The sequence below is a fragment of the Variovorax sp. W1I1 genome, from assembly GCF_030815625.1.
Classification (GTDB): Bacteria; Pseudomonadota; Gammaproteobacteria; order Burkholderiales; family Burkholderiaceae_C; genus Variovorax; species Variovorax paradoxus_C.
In genome coordinates this window covers 2,651,370-2,669,467 of record NZ_JAUSWZ010000001.1, presented here as the reverse complement: position 1 = coordinate 2,669,467, position 18,098 = coordinate 2,651,370, and the positions used below count along the sequence as shown (strand labels likewise).

General features: G+C 68.5%; 13 protein-coding genes and 1 pseudogene. 11 read left to right on the top strand and 3 right to left on the bottom strand.

The window, feature by feature from the left end; translation table 11 throughout:
• Positions 1 to 186: 186 nt before the first annotated feature.
• On the bottom strand, positions 187 to 966 hold the full coding sequence (locus QFZ83_RS12515; protein ID WP_307506731.1) for a helix-turn-helix domain-containing protein: 780 nt from the start codon (positions 964 to 966) through the stop codon (positions 187 to 189).
• A gap of 91 nt (positions 967 to 1,057) precedes the next feature.
• Between QFZ83_RS12515 and QFZ83_RS12510 the strand changes: the two genes are divergently transcribed.
• Positions 1,058 to 2,263: an MFS transporter gene (locus tag QFZ83_RS12510; protein WP_307506729.1), complete on the top strand. Its 1,206-nt coding sequence runs from the start codon at positions 1,058 to 1,060 to the stop codon at positions 2,261 to 2,263.
• Positions 2,264 to 2,294: 31 nt separating this feature from the next.
• On the opposite strand, the gene QFZ83_RS12505 is transcribed toward QFZ83_RS12510, so the two are convergent.
• The gene (locus QFZ83_RS12505) at positions 2,295 to 3,191 is read right to left on the bottom strand and encodes a LysR family transcriptional regulator (RefSeq protein ID WP_307506727.1); all 897 of its coding nucleotides are present in this window, start codon (positions 3,189 to 3,191) and stop codon (positions 2,295 to 2,297) included.
• Positions 3,192 to 3,390: 199 nt separating this feature from the next.
• Here QFZ83_RS12505 and QFZ83_RS12500 point away from each other — a divergent pair, with 199 nt between their 5' ends.
• The 7 genes from QFZ83_RS12500 to QFZ83_RS12470 all read left to right on the top strand — a co-directional run bounded on the left by QFZ83_RS12500 (position 3,391) and on the right by QFZ83_RS12470 (position 10,881).
• A complete protein-coding gene (locus tag QFZ83_RS12500; RefSeq protein WP_307506725.1) occupies positions 3,391 to 3,864 on the top strand; it encodes a PCC domain-containing protein in 474 nt (157 codons plus the stop codon).
• The gene (locus tag QFZ83_RS12495; RefSeq protein WP_307506723.1) at positions 3,857 to 4,255 is read left to right on the top strand and encodes a PPC domain-containing DNA-binding protein; all 399 of its coding nucleotides are present in this window, start codon (positions 3,857 to 3,859) and stop codon (positions 4,253 to 4,255) included. Before QFZ83_RS12500 ends, QFZ83_RS12495 begins: the two co-directional genes overlap by 8 nt.
• Before the next feature lie 22 nt (positions 4,256 to 4,277).
• Complete coding sequence (locus tag QFZ83_RS12490; protein WP_307506721.1) at positions 4,278 to 5,087, top strand: SDR family NAD(P)-dependent oxidoreductase; 810 nt, start codon at positions 4,278 to 4,280, stop codon at positions 5,085 to 5,087.
• Positions 5,088 to 5,099: 12 nt separating this feature from the next.
• Positions 5,100 to 6,269, top strand: coding sequence for an acetyl-CoA acetyltransferase (locus QFZ83_RS12485; protein WP_307506719.1), 1,170 nt, complete (start codon positions 5,100 to 5,102; stop codon positions 6,267 to 6,269).
• Entirely contained in the window at positions 6,266 to 7,855 is a 1,590-nt protein-coding gene (locus QFZ83_RS12480; protein ID WP_307506717.1) for an acyl-CoA synthetase, read from the top strand. The genes QFZ83_RS12485 and QFZ83_RS12480 overlap by 4 nt, the downstream gene beginning before the upstream one ends.
• Before the next feature lie 72 nt (positions 7,856 to 7,927).
• A complete protein-coding gene (locus QFZ83_RS12475; RefSeq protein WP_307506715.1) occupies positions 7,928 to 8,941 on the top strand; it encodes a TRAP transporter substrate-binding protein in 1,014 nt (337 codons plus the stop codon).
• Entirely contained in the window at positions 8,938 to 10,881 is a 1,944-nt protein-coding gene (locus QFZ83_RS12470) for a TRAP transporter large permease subunit (RefSeq protein WP_307506713.1), read from the top strand. The genes QFZ83_RS12475 and QFZ83_RS12470 overlap by 4 nt, the downstream gene beginning before the upstream one ends.
• Positions 10,882 to 10,910: 29 nt before the next feature.
• On the opposite strand, the pseudogene QFZ83_RS12465 reads toward QFZ83_RS12470, so the two are convergent.
• Positions 10,911 to 11,201, bottom strand: a pseudogene (locus QFZ83_RS12465) (LysR substrate-binding domain-containing protein); the annotation flags it as partial.
• Between the two features lie 875 nt (positions 11,202 to 12,076).
• Here QFZ83_RS12465 and QFZ83_RS12460 point away from each other — a divergent pair.
• The 3 genes from QFZ83_RS12460 to QFZ83_RS12450 are packed head-to-tail and all read left to right on the top strand — an operon-like array spanning position 12,077 to position 18,015.
• Positions 12,077 to 13,264 (top strand): HlyD family secretion protein, encoded by a 1,188-nt coding sequence (locus QFZ83_RS12460; RefSeq protein ID WP_307506711.1) that lies wholly within the window; start codon positions 12,077 to 12,079, stop codon positions 13,262 to 13,264.
• 33 nt (positions 13,265 to 13,297) lie between these two features.
• Positions 13,298 to 14,626 carry a hypothetical protein gene (locus tag QFZ83_RS12455; RefSeq protein WP_307506709.1) on the top strand — a complete coding sequence of 443 codons (1,329 nt, stop codon included), beginning with the start codon at positions 13,298 to 13,300 and terminating at the stop codon, positions 14,624 to 14,626.
• Positions 14,614 to 18,015 carry an efflux transporter outer membrane subunit gene (locus QFZ83_RS12450; protein ID WP_307506707.1) on the top strand — a complete coding sequence of 1,134 codons (3,402 nt, stop codon included), beginning with the start codon at positions 14,614 to 14,616 and terminating at the stop codon, positions 18,013 to 18,015. The genes QFZ83_RS12455 and QFZ83_RS12450 overlap by 13 nt, the downstream gene beginning before the upstream one ends.
• Positions 18,016 to 18,098: the final 83 nt, after the last annotated feature.

Here is an 18,098-nt window from a genome sequence, read left to right as displayed (position 1 = left end):
CATCAGCCTTTTATCAGCGGGGCTGGTTGGCCAATCACCCGACATGTGTGCAGTGTCCGCCCCTGCGCGGGCGCCTCTTGAAGTGCGAACTCACAGAGTCGCGTCGGCTCGCGTGCGAAGTACCTGCATTGCCATCCGAACGGCACCATCGCTCAGGGCGGATACGAAAGCAGCGCCAGGTCAGCCTCAGCCCTCCTGGTGCAGGTACTGGCTCGGCGCCACGCCCAGCGTTCGGCGGAACATCGCTGTGAACGCGCTCGGGCTCTCGTAGCCATGCGCGAGGGCGACCTCCAGGATCGATGCGCCCGCCGCCAGCTTCGGCAGGCTGAGCAGCAGCCGTGCCTGCCGGCACCAGGCGCCGAAGTTCATGCCGGTCTCTCGCTGGAACAGTCGCGCCAGCGTGCGGCTGTTCATGTGCAGTTGCAGCGCCCAGCCGTCCAGCGAGGCGGGCGACGACGGGTCGCGCACCAACGCTTCGCACAGTGCCGCCAACCGCGCATGGCGCGGCATGGGCACGTGAAGCGAGAGGGCCTGCGCGCTCTCGATCTCGTCGAGGATCAGCTCCATCACCCGCTCGTCGCGTCCGCCCGGCGCGTAGGCCCGCGGCAGCGACGCGGCGGCGACGATCAGCTCCCGCAACAGCGCGCCGACCCGGATCACCCGGCACCCGTCGCCGAGGTCTGCCCGCGTTCCGGGCTCCACGAACACGGTGCGCATCTGCACTTCGCCCGCCATGCGGATCTGATGTGCCATGCCTGCCGGCACCCACACGCCACGCCCGGGTGGCACCACCCAGCTGCCGGCCGCCGCGCTTACGAGCATCACGCCTGAAATGGCGTGGATGAGCTGCCCGCGCCGATGGGTGTGCGATGGAATGAAGGCATTGCCCGCCGGGTCGGTCGCGAGCACCGCCACCTCGCGCGGCGTCGACTCGCCCTCTTCCGGCCGTAGATTGAGATTGTCCATTTCTCGACGATAGATGCTGATTCGTAGCAAGAACATCTGCGCGCCGATTTTTACGATGGCTTTTTTCTAATGACTTACGGAAAGCGATCGAATGAACAAGCGTCGACTCGGGCTGCTCACGGGCACCCATGCCGTCAACGACCTCTACCAGGGCCTGGTGCCGGCGCTGCTGCCTTTCATGGTGCTGGAGCGCGGCTACAGCTACACCGCCGTGAGCGGGCTGATGCTCGCCGCGACCGGCCTCTCGAGCGTGGTGCAGCCGCTGGTCGGCCTCTACGCCGACCGCCATCCGCGCAGCTGGCTGGTGCCCACGGGCTTCCTCGTGGCGGCACTGGGCGTGGTGCTGGCGGGCCTGAGCCACAGCTACCTGCTGACTTGGATCGCCATCGCGCTGTGCGGGCTCGGCATCGCGGCGTATCACCCGCCGGCCACGGTGGCTGCGCGCGCGGCTGGCGGCGCTTCGCAGAAGGCGATGAGCGTGTTCTCGGTGGGCGGCACCATCGGCGCCTCGTTCGCGCCCATGCTGGCAGCCGCCGTGGTGGGCGGCGCAGGCCTTGCGCACAGCTACCTGCTGGGCCTGCCAGCGCTGGCGATGGGGGCCGTGTGGCTGCTGTCAAACGCCGGGCGCGGCAGTGCGTCGGGCGCCGCGTCCGGCTCTGCGGGCAACGCCGGTGCTGCACTGCTCAAGCCGCATAACGACTGGCGCGCGTTCGGCTGGCTGGTGGCGACCATCGTCTGCTGGTCGATTCCTTACGTCACCGTGCTTTCGATGCTGTCGCTGCGCATCACGCGCGACTTGCACGGCACCGGCTTCCAGGGGGCGGCGGCCCTCACGGGCTTCACCGCTTCGGGCGCTGCGGGGGTGCTCCTGGGCGGCTGGCTCGGCGATCGCATCGGGCGCATCGGCACCATCCGGGCGGGCTACCTGTTCGCCCTGCCCTCGCTGGCAGGCCTCGTGCTCGCGCCTTCGGCCGGTTGGGCGCTGGGCTGCACGGCCCTGCTGGGCATGAGCATGTTCCTGCCGTTCGCCGCGCAGGTAACGCTGGCGCAAGACTATCTGCCGCGCAACCCGGCCACCGCGAGCGGCATCACGCTGGGACTGGCGCTGTCGGTGGGCGGACTGGTATCACCGCTCTTGGGCATGCTGTCGGACGCACGCGGGCTGGGCGTCACGTTCAGCGCAGTGCTGTGCGTGCTCGCCGCGGCGACAGGGCTGGCGCTGCGGCTGCGAAACCGGGCGGCGCAAGCTGTTGTGCAGATGGCAGGCGCGAGCGGCAGCCTGGGCAGCGCGCAGTGACACCGCGGCAGGCCTGCGCTGCCTCGAACGTTCACCTGCCCCTCGCACGCCCCGCCTTGTCCGGCAGCAATGCAAGCAAGGCTTTGACCAATGGCGACTCGTCCGACTTGCGCCAGACCACCAGTGTGTCCACGTAGGTCTTCTCGCCCTTCAACGACCGGTAGACCACCCCTTCGCGGTGCAGCGCCTTCACGCAAGCGGGCACCAGGGCGACGCCGACGCCGCCCGACACAAGGCTCACGATGGTGTTCATCTGGCGCGCCGGAAACATCAGCGGGCTGAAGCCGCGCCGCATGCAGGTCGCGACGATGGCATCGAACATCTGCGGGCCGATGTGGCGTTCGAAGCCCAGGAAGCGTTCGCTCGAGAACTTCTCCAGCGCCACCGGACCCGTACCGGCCAGCGGGTGCGCCTCGGGCAGCGCGAGGATGAGCGTGTCTTTCTGCACCAGCCGCGAGCCGAGCGTCTCTGGCATGTCGGCCGGCTGCAGCACCATGCCGACGTCGAGATGGCCCGCCTCCACGTCCGCGATGATCTGCTCGGTGATGCCTTCGCGCAGCGCCACGCTGGCCCTCGGGTAGGCCTCGTTGAAGCGCAGCAGCGTCGGCGGAAGGAACGAGTAGGCCGGCAGGCTGATGAAGCCGACCGCGATCGAACCCATGACCCCGGAGGCGCCGTCCTGCGCGCGGCGGCGCATGGTTTCCATTCCCGCGAGCACGGCGCGTGCGTCGTGTAGCGCCTCCTCGCCTGCGCGCGTGATGGCAATCCGGCGCGACGTGCGCTCGAACAGCGCCACGCCCAGTTCTTCTTCCAGTTCCTTGATCGCGAGGCTCACCGGCGGTTGCGAAAGATGCAGGCGTTGCGCGGCCCTGCCGAAGTGAAGTTCTTCGGCGACAGCGACTAGACAGCGAAGGTGACGAATTTCCATCGATCTGAATCCTGTATTGATCGATCTGAATTGTAGATTTGTTGCTATGGATGTCCGATCCTAGACTTTGCTCCAAGGCGCCGGCGTTACCCCTGCCGCGGGCCAAGGAGACAAAGAAATGACAGAGAAAGCGACGGCCCTGCCACGAGCACGGACCGTGGTTCACCCTGGCCCCTACAGGCCTGTGCGGATCGCACACATGCATGCCGACCAAAGCCGGCACTTTCGCCTTGCGTTGCCTGCGGGGCGCACGTTGCACGAAGCCCTCGTGCAGCTGCTGACCACGCACGACGTGGCCAGCGCATCGATGACGCTCATCGACGGCGAACTCGAGCAGCTGAGCTTCTGCATGGCGCTGCCCGATCCCACCGGCCGTGTGCTCGCCACCTACGGGGCGCCCGAGACCCTGCGCGGTGCGCGCCTGATCTTCGGCAACGCCACGCTGGGCCGGTCGGCTGCCGGCAGCCCGATCGTTCATTGCCACGGCGCGTTCTGCCAGGCCGACGGGCGCGTGCGCGGCGGACACATCCTGACCGAGCGCACGGTGGTCGGTTGCATTCCGGTCACGGCGGTGGTGACCGCGCTGGACAGCTTCGAGCTGCGCGTGTCGTACGACGAGGAAACCCGCATGCCCTTGATGCACCCCCAAGCGCGCGAGGCGACCCATGTCTGATGTGCGCCTGATCGAACGCGGCCGCATGGGCCGGGTGGCTTACGCCCGCATCGGCCCCAACGAAGACCTGATGCGCAGCGTCGAGAAGCTCTGCGTCGCACAAGGCTTCGGCAACGCTTTCGTGCGCGGCGCGCTCGGCAGCCTGATCGATGCCTGCCTGGAGCGGCCCGACGGCTCGTGCCAGGTCATTCGCGGCCCCGCCGTCGAGGTCGTGAGCCTGGCCGGCGAGGTGCGCCGCCAGCCCGACGGCACGCTGCGCGCGGCCCTCACGGGCGTGGTCGCCGACGCGAACGGCCAGGTCTATGGCGGCCCGTTCGTGGCCGGCGCCAATGCCGTGTGCGTCACCTTCGAGATCACGCTCGAGGAGTGGCTGCCTTTCGATGTTTCCTGATTCCGCAACCCCCAAGAAAACCATGACAGACAACTCTTCTTCCTCCCGCGTCGCCGTCGTCACCGGAGGCGCACGCGGCATCGGCCTAGCGATCGGACAGTGGTTCCTCGCCCACGGCTACCGGATCGCGCTGCTCGACAACGACCACGCCACGCTGGACGCCGCGGCGCGCGAACTCGCCCTGCCCGATCGCGTGCTCGGCGTCCACTGCGACGTATCCGACGCGGTGCAGGTCGATGCCGCCGCACGGACGGTCGCTGCGCGCTATGGCCGCGTCGATGCGCTGGTCAACAACGCCGGCGTGGCGGTGTTCAAGCGCATCTCGGAGACCACCTTCGCGGACTGGCGCAAGGTGCTGGGCACCAACCTGGACGGCGCATTCCTGTGCACGCAGGCCTTCGGCGCGTCGATGGCACGGGCCGGCGGCGGCGCCGTGGTGAACGTGGCCTCGATCTCGGGCTTGCGCGCCAGCACGCTGCGGGTGGCCTACGGCACCAGCAAGGCAGCGCTCATTCATCTCACGAAGCAGTATGCGGTCGAGCTCGGCAACGCGGGCGTTCGCGTGAATGTCATCGCGCCCGGACCGGTGGAGACCGAGATGGCCAAGCTGGTCCACAGCGTGGCGATCCGCTCCGACTACCACGACGCGATTCCGCTCGGACGCTACGGCAGCGTCGAGGAAATGGCCAACACCGTCGGCTTTCTGTGCAGCGACGCGGCCAGCTTCATCAACGGCCAGGTGATCGCAGTGGATGGCGGCTTCGAGGCCACCGGCGTCGGCCTGCCGACGCTGCGCCGGGGCTTGCCCACAGCGCAAGCGGCCCACGCCTGAGGAACAACGACCATGAGCACGCAAAACTACATCATCGGCTGGGGCCACACGCCCTTCGGCAAGCTCGACGCGGCCGACAGCGAACAGCTGATCCGCGACGCGGTCGAGCCCGCGCTGCGGACCGCGGGCCTCGGCGCAGAAGACATCGACGGCATCTTCGTCGGCCACTTCAACGGCGGCTTCCTGCCGCAGGATTTCAGCGCCTCGCTGGTGGCGATGGCGATACCGGCGCTGCGCCATGTGCCGGCCGTGCGCCTGGAAAACGCCTGCGCCACCGGTTCGGCGGCGATCTGGGCCGCGCTCGACGCCGTGAGCAGCGGCCGCGTGCGCCACGCGCTGGTCGTGGGTTTCGAGATCATGAACGCAGTGCCGGGCCCGGTCGTCGCGCAGACGCTGCTGCGCTGCTCCTACGTGAAGGAGGAAGGCGACACGCCCTCGGGCTTCGCGGGCGTGTTCGGCAAGATCGCGGGCGGCTACTTCGAACGCTTCGGCGACCAGAGCGATGCGCTCGCGGCCATCGCCGCGAAGAACCATGCCAACGGCATGCACAACCCCTTTGCGCACATGCGGCGCGACCTCGGATTCGATTTCTGCCGCCATCCTTCCGAGAAGAACCCTTTCGTCGCGGGACCGCTCAAGCGTTCGGACTGCTCGCTGGTTTCGGACGGCGCCGCGGCGCTGGTCATCTCGGCGGTGCCGGCCGCTTCGGCCACGGTGCCGGCGGTGCGCTGGCGTTCGCACACGCAGGTGAACGAATACCTGCCCCTGTCGCGGCGCGACCCGACGCGCTTCGAGGGCGCGGCGCTGGCCTGGAACCGCGGGCTGACGGCGGCGCAGCTCAGGCTCGATGACCTCGGCTTCGTGGAGACGCACGACTGCTTCACCATCGCCGAGCTGCTGGAGTACGAGGCGATGGGGCTGGCACCGCATGGCCAGGGCGCGCGTGCCATCCTCGACGGCGTCACCCGCAAGGACGGGCGGCTGCCGGTCAACCCGTCGGGTGGCCTCAAGTCGCGCGGCCACCCGATCGGCGCGACGGGCGTCTCCCAGCACGTGATGGCCGCCATGCAGCTGACCGGCCTGGCCGGAGACATGCAGGTTGGCACGGGCAAGCCCGGTGCCGTGTTCAACATGGGCGGCGCGGCCGTCGCCAACTACCTCAGCGTGCTGGAGGCGGCGTGAGCGCAGCGCAGGCCGCGAACCTGTCGGTGCTGCTGTCGCAGACGGCGGCGCTGTTCCCCGAACGCGCCGGACTGATCCTCGAAGAGCGAAGCTGGACATGGCGCGAGATCGACGCGCGCGTCGATGCGCTGGTGCAAGGCCTGCGTGCACTCGGCATGCAGCCCGGGGACAAGCTGCTCGTCCAGTCGCGCAACAGCATCGCGCTGTTCGAGAGCTGCTGGGCCGCGTTCCGCATGGGGGCGGTGTGGGTGCCGGTCAACTTCCGGCTCACGCCGCCCGAGGTCGCCTACCTGGGCAGCGCCAGCGAGGCCGCGGTGATGCTGGCGGAAGACTGCTTTGCGGCACATGTGGACGCGGTGCGCGGCGCGAGCACGCACCTGCGCCATGTCGTGGTCATCGGTGCGGCGCGGCCGGGCGAGCACGGCTACGAGCCGCTGCTCGCCGCCAATGCCGACGCACCGAAGTCCATCGCAGACGTGGAGGCGCACACGCCCCTGTGGTACTTCTACACCTCGGGCACGACCGGCAAGCCCAAGGCCGCGGTGCTCACGCACGGGCAGCTCGCCTTCGTCGTGACGAACCACCTGGCCGACCTGATACCCGGAACGACCGAGAACGACCGCTCCATCGCCGTCGCGCCGCTGTCGCACGGTGCCGGCATCCACGCGCTGCTGAACGTGGCGCGCGGCGCGGCCACCGTGCTGCCTTCGTCCGACCGGCTGGAGCCGCGCACCTTCTGGTCGCTGGTGCAGCGGCACAGGGTCAGCAATGTCTTCACCGTGCCCACCATCATCAAGATGCTCGTTGAAGACCCGTCGGTCGACGAATTCGACCACCGCTCACTGCGTTACGTGGTCTACGCCGGTGCGCCGATGTACCGGGCCGACCAGAAGCGCGCGCTCCAGAAGCTCGGGCCGGTGCTGGTCCAGTATTTCGGCCTGGGCGAGGTCACGGGCTGTATCACGGTGCTGCCGCCGTCGATGCACTCGGCCGACGACGACGATCCGGCAGCGCACATCGGCTCCTGCGGACGGCCGCGCACCGGCATGGAGGTGGCGATCCTCGACGAGGGGATGCGAGCCCTGCCCGCCGGCGAGATAGGAGAAATCTGCTGCCGCGGGCCGGCCGTGTTCGCGGGCTACTTCAACAACCCCGACGCGACGGCCAGGGCGCTTCGCGGCGGCTGGTTCCACACCGGCGATCTCGGGCGCATGGATGCGCAGGGGCTGCTCTATATCACCGGCCGCGAGTCGGACATGTACATCTCGGGCGGCTCCAACGTCTACCCGCGCGAGGTCGAGGAAGTCCTGCTGACGCACCCCGCCGTGCGCGAAGCCGCGGTGCTGGGGCTGCCCGACGCCAAGTGGGGCGAAGTGGGTGTCGCGGTGCTCGTGTGCGACCGCGAGGGCGTGACGCCCGAGGACATCTTCGGCCACCTCGATGGACGCTGCGCCAGATACCGGTGGCCGCGCCACGTCTTCTTCTGGGAGTCGTTGCCCAAGTCGGGCTACGGCAAGGTCACCAAGAACGACATCCGCCGGCTGCTGGCCGAGCGCGGAGACATGGGGGAGGTTGCCACGAACTGAGCCTGCCCCACCGCCATTCCCGTTTCCTCCGGACGATTGAATTCAAAACAAACCAAGACATCGAGACAACGAATGACCATCAACCGCCGCACCGTGCTGCGCACCGCCGCCGCCGCAACCAGCCTCGCACTTCCGCTGCGCCACGCTTTTGCGCAGAAGAACGTCTTCAACTACAAGTACGCGAACAACCTGCCCGTCTCCCACCCGATGAACATCCGGGCCAAGGAGATGGCGGACGCCATCCGCGCGGAGACCGCTGGCCGGGTCGACATCCAGATCTTCCCGAACAACCAGCTGGGCTCCGACACCGACGTGCTGAGCCAGTTGCGCTCGGGCGGCGTCGAGTTCTTCACTCTGTCCGGGCTGATCCTGTCCACGCTGGTGCCGTCGGCCTCCATCAGCGGCGTGGGTTTCGCATTCCCCGACTATGCGAGCGTGTGGAAGGCCATGGACGGCGATTTGGGCAGCCACATCCGCGCGCAGATCGCCAAGGCCAACATCGTGGCCATGGACAAGATCTGGGACAACGGCTTTCGCCAGATCACCTCGTCGAGCAAGGCCGTCGCCACGCCGGCGGATCTGAAGGGCTTCAAGATCCGCGTGCCCGTGTCGCCGTTGTGGACCTCGATGTTCAAGGCGCTGGATGCGGCGCCCACCTCGATCAATTTCGCCGAGGTGTATTCCGCGCTGCAAACCAAGATCGTCGACGGGCAGGAAAATCCGCTCGCCATCATCTCCACCGCCAAGCTCTATGAGGTGCAGAAGTTCTGCTCGATGAGCAACCACATGTGGGACGGCTTCTGGTTCCTCGCCAACAGGCGCGCCTGGGAGAAGCTTCCGCCCGACCTGCAAGCCATCGTGGCCAAGCACATCAATGCCGCGGCCATGAAGGAGCGCACCGACGTCGCAGAGCTCAATGCCAACCTGCAGAAGGAGCTGGCGGGCAAAGGCATGCAGGTGAACCAGCCCGACCCCGCCGCCTTCCGCGACCAGTTGCGCAAGGCCGGCTTCTACGCCGAATGGAAGGCCAAGTACGGCGACGAGGCCTGGGCGCTCCTGGAGCGCAGCGCGGGCAAGCTCGCATGAGCACGCCGCGCGCGGCCGCGTTGCCGGCCGACTCACTGTGCGACGCCACCCCGAGCGAAGCCGGGGCCCGCGGGCGCCTGCACCACCAAGGCGGCGCGGCGAGCGACGCGAACCCGGCCTCCTTCGCGTCGCGCACCGAGCGGGTGCTGGGGGCGCTGGTCGACACGACCGCGGGCGCTCTCGTGCTGGCCGACGTGGTGGTCCTGCTGGCCGGCGTGATGGCGCGCTTCGTCTTCCACCAGCCGTTGATCTGGTCGGACGAGCTCGCTTCGATGCTCTTCATCTGGCTGGCGATGCTGGGTGCGGTGGTGGCGCTGCGCCGCGGCGAGCACATGCGCATGACGGCACTGGTGTCGAACCTTCGCGAACCGCGACGCCGCTTTGCCGAGGCCGTGTCGCTCTGTGCGGCGCTGGCTTTCCTGGCGATGGTGGCGTGGCCCGCATGGGAGTACGCCTCGGAGGAGCGCTTCATCACCACGCCCGCGCTGGACATCTCCAATGCATGGCGCGCCGCGGCGCTTCCGGTCGGCGTGGCATTGATGGCCGTGTTCGCGGTGCTGCGGCTCTTCCGCGACGTCGACTGGAAGACATCGACCAAGGCCCTGGCCGCAGTCGTCACGATCGTTGCCGCCTTCGCGCTGGGGCGCGCCGTCTTCGAAGACCTGGGCCGGCTCAACCTGCTGGTGTTCTTCGTCGGCGTGGTGCTGGGCTGCGTGCTGTGCGGCATCCCGATCGCCTTCGCGTTCGGCCTGGGCACCTTCGGCTACCTCGCGCTGACCACCGACACCGCCCTGCCGGTGATCGTCGGGCGCATGGACGAAGGCATGTCGCACCTCATTCTGCTGGCGGTGCCGCTGTTCGTGTTCCTGGGCCTGCTCATCGAGATGACCGGCATGGCCAAGGCGATGGTCGCGTTTCTCGCGAGCCTGCTCGGGCATGTGAAGGGCGGGCTCTCGTACGTTCTGGTGGGCGCCATGTACCTGGTGTCTGGCATCTCGGGCTCGAAGGCGGCGGACATGGCCGCCATCGCTCCGGCGTTGTTCCCCGAGATGAAGAAGCGCGGCGCGGCCGAGGGCGAGCTCGTTGCGCTGCTCGCGGCCACCGGCGCGCAGACCGAGACCGTGCCGCCGAGCCTCGTACTCATCACCATCGGCTCGGTGACGGGCGTGTCGATCGCGGCGCTCTTCACGGGCGGCCTTCTGCCGGCCGTGATCCTCGGCCTGATGCTGTGCGTGGTCGTCTACTTCCGCAGCCGGCATGAAGACCTGAGCCAAGTCGCACGGCCGCCGTTTCGCCAGGTGGCCAGGCTGGCGATGGTGGCGCTGCCCGCGCTTGCGCTCCCCTTCGTCATCCGCGCGGCGGTGGTCGAGGGCGTGGCGACGGCGACGGAGGTGTCGACCATCGGCATCGTCTACGCGGTGGTCGCCGGGCTTGTGGTGTACCGGCAGTTCGACTGGCGGCGGCTCGGGCCGATGCTGGTTGCGACGGCGTCGCTGTCGGGGGCGATCCTGCTGATCATCGGCACCGCCACGGCCATGGCCTGGGGCCTCACGCAGTCCGGCTTTTCGCGCTGGCTGGCCGAGGTCATGGGCAGCATGCCGGGCGGCGCGTCGACGTTTCTGGCGGTGTCGCTGGTCATCTTCGTGGTGCTGGGCTCGGTGCTCGAAGGCATTCCCGCCATCGTGCTGTTCGGGCCGCTGCTGTTTCCCATCGCGCGGCAACTGGGCATCCATGAAGTGCACTACGCCATGGTCGTCGTGCTGTCGATGGGCCTGGGGCTGTTCGCACCGCCCCTGGGCGTGGGCTATTACGCGGCCTGCGCGATCGGGCGTGTACGGCCCGACGACGGCATCAAGCCCATCGCCGGCTACATGCTGGCCCTGCTGGTCGGCACCATCGCCGTGGCGGCCATTCCATGGCTGTCCATCGGCTTCCTCTGAAATTTGCAGCGCTCAGGGCGACCCGCGACTCAGCCCTCACGCTGTATGAAATCCACAAACGCCCTCAACGGCGCGGGCAGCAGCCGACGGCCTGGATAGTAGAGAAAGGGGCCGGAGAAACGCGGCCACCAAGGCTCCAGGATCGGCTCGAGGGCACCGCTGTCGAGATGGGGCCGCAGCCAGTCTTCGAACAGGTAGATCACACCGGCACCGGCGATGGCCGCATCGACCGAGAGATCGGCGGCCGAGCCGATCCGAACGATCAGTTGGCCGGTGACATCGATGCGCAGCGCTTCGCCATCGCGTTCGAACTCCCACGGGGATCCCAATGGTCTGATGAACGCCGCCGTACCCGTTGGCAAGATGGCCGCAATCTTCACCGGCCCGGCCAACGCGTCCCTTTCCGTTGAAGAGTTGCGTCAATAGTTCGCGCTGTCGCCCTCTTCCCTCACACGTTACTCGGCTCGCGCTTCGACTGCAGATCGCATCAGCGGCCCGCTGGCAGCTGAGACGCTTTCGAGCGCGGTTCAAGAGATCGCCGTTGCGATGGTGCATGCCGAACAGTAGCTGTACCTATCAGGGGTCGCGTCGCCGATGCATGGCCGCCACGCGCACTTCTTCGCGGCTGTGAGCATTCCCAGCAATATCGTTACGACCTGTTGAAGGTGGTGGCGCCCAAGCAGCGCATTCGGCGCCCCGTGCCAGCGGACGGCATCGAATCCTGCACTCCCAGTGCGGCTGCGGGCTTCAGAGGCAAACGCAACCCCGCAGCATTTCCTCCATGCCGACACGTCAACGCTGTGTCAATCCCGGACCGATCAAAACGAATGTAGGACTTCGCCCGGTGCATGAGGACAAATCAAATGTGAAGTTTTCACACCTTGTTTCTCGCCGAAGCAGATCGGACCGTGTTTTCGGCGTAACTTTATTGCACTGCAGCATGAGCAACCCGAGAAGTCGAAGCTGCGGATTGAGTGTTCGGGAGGGGCGTGTCAGGTCTGTTTTCATCCCCGGAGAGGCATGCCGTCCTTGCATCGGCATGCCGCCGATATCTTCCCAAGAGGTGGCCATGCCAGTGTTCAGACCCATTCTTCTGCCATTGGAATCGAACCGACCGGATGCGGTCATTCATGTCCCTGAGGCCAGGCCACCCACCCGGGTCGGGCGTGGTCGGCTTTCGCGCCAGCGCGGCGCCTTGGTTCCAAAACTGGCGGGCTATGTGCTGCTGGCGTTCGTGCTGTGGCTGATGATCGCCACGCTGCTCAAGCCGCTGCTGTCTTCGCAGGCCACGCGTGCCGTCCTGCAGGCGCCGGTCGGGCTCGTCACGTCGCCGATCAGCGGCGTCGTGACACAGATGGCGGTGCGCTCGCGCGACACGGTGGCTGCCGGGACGCTGGTGGCGACGGTGCGCAATCCCACCGTCAGCCAGGAGATTCTCACCACGCTCACGACGCAGCGTCTCGCCTTGCAAAGCCAGCTGTCTCAGCTGAGCAACCAATACAAGACCGACAGTCAGGAGATGCGCGCTGTGGGCCAGCAGGCGCAGGTGCATCGGCAGGCCTCGCTGGCGCAGAGCTGGGAAGCCTGGGAAATCGCTCAGCGCCAGCGCGAGGTGGCGCACAGCGTCGTCGCTGAGCAGGAGAACAAGGTGCGTACCAACGAGGCGCTGCTGAAGGAGGGTGCCATCAGCGAGCAGGTGATGAACGCCGCCGAAGCTCAGCTGAGCACCGCGCGCGCCAATGCGGCGGTGGCCGAGCAGGCGTTCGTCGGGCAGGCGCAGACGGTGGTGAGCGCGGGGCAAGGCGCCTTCGTGGGCACCGGGGGCAACAACCTGTTCCAGACGCTTGCAAGCCGGCGGGAGGCGCTGCGCAACAGCACCGACCGCGCGCGCCAGGACGGCATGGCGATCTACGAGCAACTCAAGCAGATCGCTCAACTCGAAGCGGACGAGCGCCGCCGCGTCGACAAGCTGGCCGCCTACGACGTCAAGGCGACCCAGCCAGGCATGGTGCATACGGTGCTGGCGCCCGAAGGCGCGTACGTCACCGCGGGCGCGTCACTGGTGCGCGTGACCGACTGCAGCCGGATCGGCGTCGTCGCCGTGTTTCCCGCGCGGCTGGCCAAACGCCTGAGCATCGGCTCCGTGCTCGATGTGAAGGTGGCGGACAACGCCGCGGTGCCGGCGCGCGTCGAGCAGTTGCTGCCCGTGGCCTCCGATGCGCTGCAGAGCACCTACAGCGTGCCTTTCCCCTACGCCGAGCAGGGCTCCATCTATGCCGTGGCCCGCATCGAGGCGGCCGAGCCGCCGCAGTCAGCCGACGGCAGCCGTCAGACCCTGTGCGTGCCCGGCAAGGTGGTGTCTGCCAGCCTCGCCAAGGGCTGAATGGGCATGTTGCGCCTCAGCTGAGCACGCCCCATGCCGATTCCAGCTTCTTCCCACGCATGGGCCCGGCGCGCCGCCGCGTCGATGGTGCTCGCCGGCGCGGCTGCCGCCGCCGCGCCTTCGCCCGGCGCCGCGCAGCAGCAGGCCCTTGCGCGCGACAGCTGCGACGGGCTGCGTCGCGCCGTTGCGCACGACCAGGAAAGCGCGGCGTCGGGACCGCTCTTCCTGACCAGTTACCGCCCGGCGAACGCGCCCGGCGAACCGCCCTTCGAGCCCGCGCTGGCAGGCGTCGCCTTCACCTACGACAACGCGCTGGCCGGCATCGCGCTGCTGGCGTGCGGCGACCGTGTCTCCGCCCGGCGCATCGGCGACGCCGTCGTGCAGGCGGTGGCGCACGACCAGAACGTGTCCGACGGGCGCGTGCGCAACGCCTACCGCGCCGGGCCGGTCACAGAAGAAAAGCCCGCCCTGCCCGGCCGCTGGGACGCGGGGCGCAAGCAGTGGATTGCCGATGCGTACCAGGTCAGCAGCGCCACCGGCAACGTGGCCTGGGCCGCGCTGCTGCTGCTGAACCTGCACAGCGCCGAGCCGACGCCCGCCTACCTGGCGACCGCGCGTCGGCTGCTGGCCTGGGCCGAGCAGAACACGCGCGCCAAGAACGTCCCCGACGGCTACAACGGCGGGCGCCACGGCTGGGACAACGCGCAGCGAGCGCAGACCTGGAAGTCGACCGAGCACAACCTGGACATCGCGATGGCGGCGGCATGGGCCGCACGGGCCCTGCGTGCTGAAGGCCAGCACGAGGCGGCCGAGCAAAGGCAGGCGCGCACGGCGCTGGATTTCGTGGGCCGCATGTGGAACTCGTCGGAGCAGCGCTTCCACATCGGCACCAAGGAGGACGGCGCCACCGTCTCTCCCGAAGGCTCCGGCCTCGACGCGCAGCTGTGGCCCTTGCTCGCGGCGCCAGAGGGCTCGTGCGCCTGGGTGCGCAGCCTCGACTGGGTGGAAAAGCACCACCGCTTTGGCGCGGGCTACGGTTTCTCGCGCGAGCCGGATGGCATCTGGACCGAAGGCAGTGCGCAGGCCGCCGCGACGCTGATGGCCCGCAAGGGCGCGGCGCCCGAGGCGCTGTGGCAACTGCTCGCAACGCAACGCGCCGGCAACGGCCTGTACTACGCCACGCCGAGCGCGCGCATCTCGACCGGCTTGGCCATCGGCCCGGATTCGACCAGTGCCGATTTCTTCTACTACCGCTGGCCGCACCTGGGCGCGACCGCCTGGATCGCCCTGGCCGCCGCGGGCTTCAACCCCTTCACCGGCAAGACCATTGCCTCGGGAGCCGTTTCATCATGTCCAACCTGATCGCCACGCCGGAATTCCAGCTCAACGCACTGGTCGCAGGGCTTGCCTTGCTCCTCATGACCTGGGCCAGGGTGGATCGCATCACCCACCGCGTGCTGTTCGGCGCGCTGACGGCACTGCTGCTGCTGCGCTACGCCGTCTGGCGCATCGTGGCGACGATGCCGCCCTCGGACCTGGGCTTCGAAACCCTGTTCGCCTGGGTGTTCCTGTGCTTCGAGTTGATGGCCATCGTGTACACGCTGATGTCGATCCACATGCTCATGCGGCGCCGCGACAACAGCGCGCAGGCCGACCGGGGCGAGGCCGCACTGCGCGCACGGGGTGAGGATGTGCCCGCCGTCGACGTCTTCATCTGCACCTACAACGAAGAGCTGGCCGTGCTCGAGAAAACCATCATCGCCGCGCAGGCCATCGACTACCCGCGGCTGAATGTCTGGGTGCTCGACGATACGCGGCGCGACTGGCTGCGCGACTACTGCGAGCGCCGCGGCGTGCACTACGCGCGGCGGCCCGACAACAGCCATGCCAAGGCCGGCAACCTCAACAACGGCTTGCGCCTGTCCGCAGGCGTGACGGATGCGCCGTTCATCCTCGTGCTCGACGCCGATTTCGCACCGCAGCGCCAGATTGTCTACCGCATGCTCGGTCTCTTTGAGGATCCCCGCGTGGGGCTGGTGCAGACGCCGCAGTTCTATTACAACGCCGACCCCATCCAGCACAACCTGCGCGCCACCGACAGCTGGGTCGACGAGCAGCGCGTGTTCTTCGACGTGCTGCAGCCCGCCAAGGACGCGGTGGATTCCGCCTTCTGCGTGGGCACCTCGTTCATCGTGCGGCGCGACGCGATCGCCGACGCGTGCGGATTCCCGGTCGGCAGCGTGTGCGAGGACATCCACACCACCTACCTGCTGCTGCGGCGGGGCCGCATCACGCGCTGGCTGGGCGAGCGGCTGTCGAACGGGTTGTCGGCCGAGAGCATCGTCGACTACATCAACCAGCGCAGCCGCTGGTGCCTTGGCACGGTGCAGCTCGCGCTGCTGCCTGACGGCCCCCTGCGCGGCCGGGGCTACAGCCTGGCGGCGCGGCTGCATTTCCTGCACGGTCTTCTGCACTGGCTGGGCAAGCCCTTCATGGTGCTCATCCTGCTGGCGCCGGCGCTGTACTGGTATGCCGACGTCTCGGTCTTCCACGCGACGCCGCAGGCCTTCGCGGCCTACGGCCTGCCGTCGCTCATGATGTTCTGGGCCTACAGCTATTGGATCAGCCAACGGCGCTGCCTGCCTGTGTTCAGCGAGGTGAGCCAGCTGGTCGCGGCGATGGCCGTGAGCGGCACGCTCGTCCGCGCGATGCTGCAGCCGTTCGGCCATCCGTTCAAGGTGACAGCCAAGGGGCTCGACCGCTCGCGCACGGTGGTGCACTGGCGGCTGGTGGCCGTTTTCGGTGGGCTGTTCGTGGCGCTGCAGGGTGCTGCCGCGATGGCGGTCCTCGGCGGCGCGGCGCTGACGCCGGGCGACCAACTCAACCTGATGTGGACCGGCATCGCGCTCGTGCTGTGCCTCGGGGCGCTCATGGCCTGCGTCGACCTGCCGCGGCCGCAACAGGAGGAGCGCTTTCCCTGGCGCGAGCGGGCCCGCGTGCGGACGGCCGACGGCGAAGGCGCGTCGCGCTTCATCAACATCGCGGCCGACGGCGCCTTGCTGGAACCCCGGGGGCCGCTCAAGCGCCTGCGCGTCGGGCAGCCGCTGGAGGTCTGCATCGAGCCGCTCGGCTGGCTGCCCGCCCGCCTCGTCGCGCGCGGCAAGGCGGGGGCCGAGCTGAGGTTTGCCGCCACCGAGGCGCAGCGCGAACACCTCGTGCGCCATGTCTTCAATGTGCCGCCGAGCCATGTGGCTGTCCAGGTCCGGCCCTGGCAGGCGGCTTCGGCCCTGCTTGGAAGCGCAGGGTTCCGGGCGCCCGAAGCGGGCTTCGCACGCCTTTCGTTGCGCCTGCTCCTTGCGGTGCTGGCTGCATGCGTCGTGCTGGTGACGACCGGGTGCAATCTCACCCCGCCGCTCAAGGAGCCGGATCTCCCGGTGCCATCGCAATGGCCCGCCGGCAATGCGGCGCAAGGCGCGCAGCCGGCGGATTGGCGCGACTTCGTGCAGGACGGAGAACTGCGCGGCCTGATCGCCACGGCACTTGCGCAGAACCGCGACCTGCGCGTCTATGCTGCGAAGGCGCGGGAGGCGCGCGCCACCTATGCTGGCAGCCGCGCCTCGCTGTTCCCGCAGGTCGGTCTGTCGGCGCATGCACAGCGGGCGCAGACCACGCCACAAGGCTCGCTCAGCCCGGTCGGCAATCTGCCGTCCGACGGGCGCGTGTCCAACAGCTTCGACATCCAGGCGGGCGTGATGTCGTACGAGCTTGATTTCTTCGGCCGGCAGCAAAGCGCGGCGCAGCAAAGCGGCGCGCTCGCCGCTGCCGGCGACGAGGATTACGCGGCCGCCCGCATGAACCTGGTGGGCGAGGTATCGAACGCCTACCTCACGTTGCGTGCCGACCGCGCCTTGTTGGCGCTGGCCATGACCAACGAGGCCACGCTGAACGCCAACGCCGACATGATCGGACGCGCCCGCGCAGTCGGCGGCGCCGCACAGCTCGATGTCTACAGAGTCCAATCGCTGCTGCAGAACGCCCGCGTGCGGCAGGAGGAATATCGCATGCGTGTCGCGCAGGACCTGGAATGGCTCAACGTGCTGGTCGGGCGTCCCGTGCCGCCCGAGACGGGCACCGCGCGCCCCTGGCCGGAGCGCTCCACGGCACGGGCCGCGGCCGGGTTGCCGTCGAGCCTGCTGCAGCGCCGGCCGGACCTGCGCGCGGCGTACGCGCGCGTCGAGGCGGCCAACTCCGGCGTCGGCGCGGCCAAGGCCGCCATGCTGCCGACCATTTCGTTGACCGCGCTGGCCGGTGGCGTCAGCAAGGAACTGTCGACGCTGCTCGACAGTGGCAACGGCAGCTGGGCCGGCGTGCTGGGCGTGTCGCTGCCGATCTTCGACTGGGGCCGCCGCTCTGCCAATGTCAGCGCCAGCGAAGCGCGGCTGGCGGGCGCGATGGCTTCGTACGAATCCGCGGCGCAGATGGCCTTTCGGGAGGTGGCCCACGCGCTGATCGCCGGCGACCACTTGCAGCCGCAACTGGAGGCGCAACAGGCACGCGTGCAGGTCCTGGAGAAGGTGGCAAGCATCTCGCGCACCCGCTTTCGCAGCGGCATGGAAGACTATTTCTCGAGCCAGGATGCGCAGCGCGAGCTCTACACCGGCCAGCAGCAGCTCATCGAACTGCAGCTCAAGGCGGCGTTGAATACGGTGAACCTGTACAAGGCACTGGGAGGGGGCTGGGACAGCGCGTAGAAGCGCGGGCCGCGCGCGATGGCGAGCGCCTCGGGCAGCAGCAACCCTGGGCGTTTCAGCCGCCCAATGCGAGCGACCCCTTC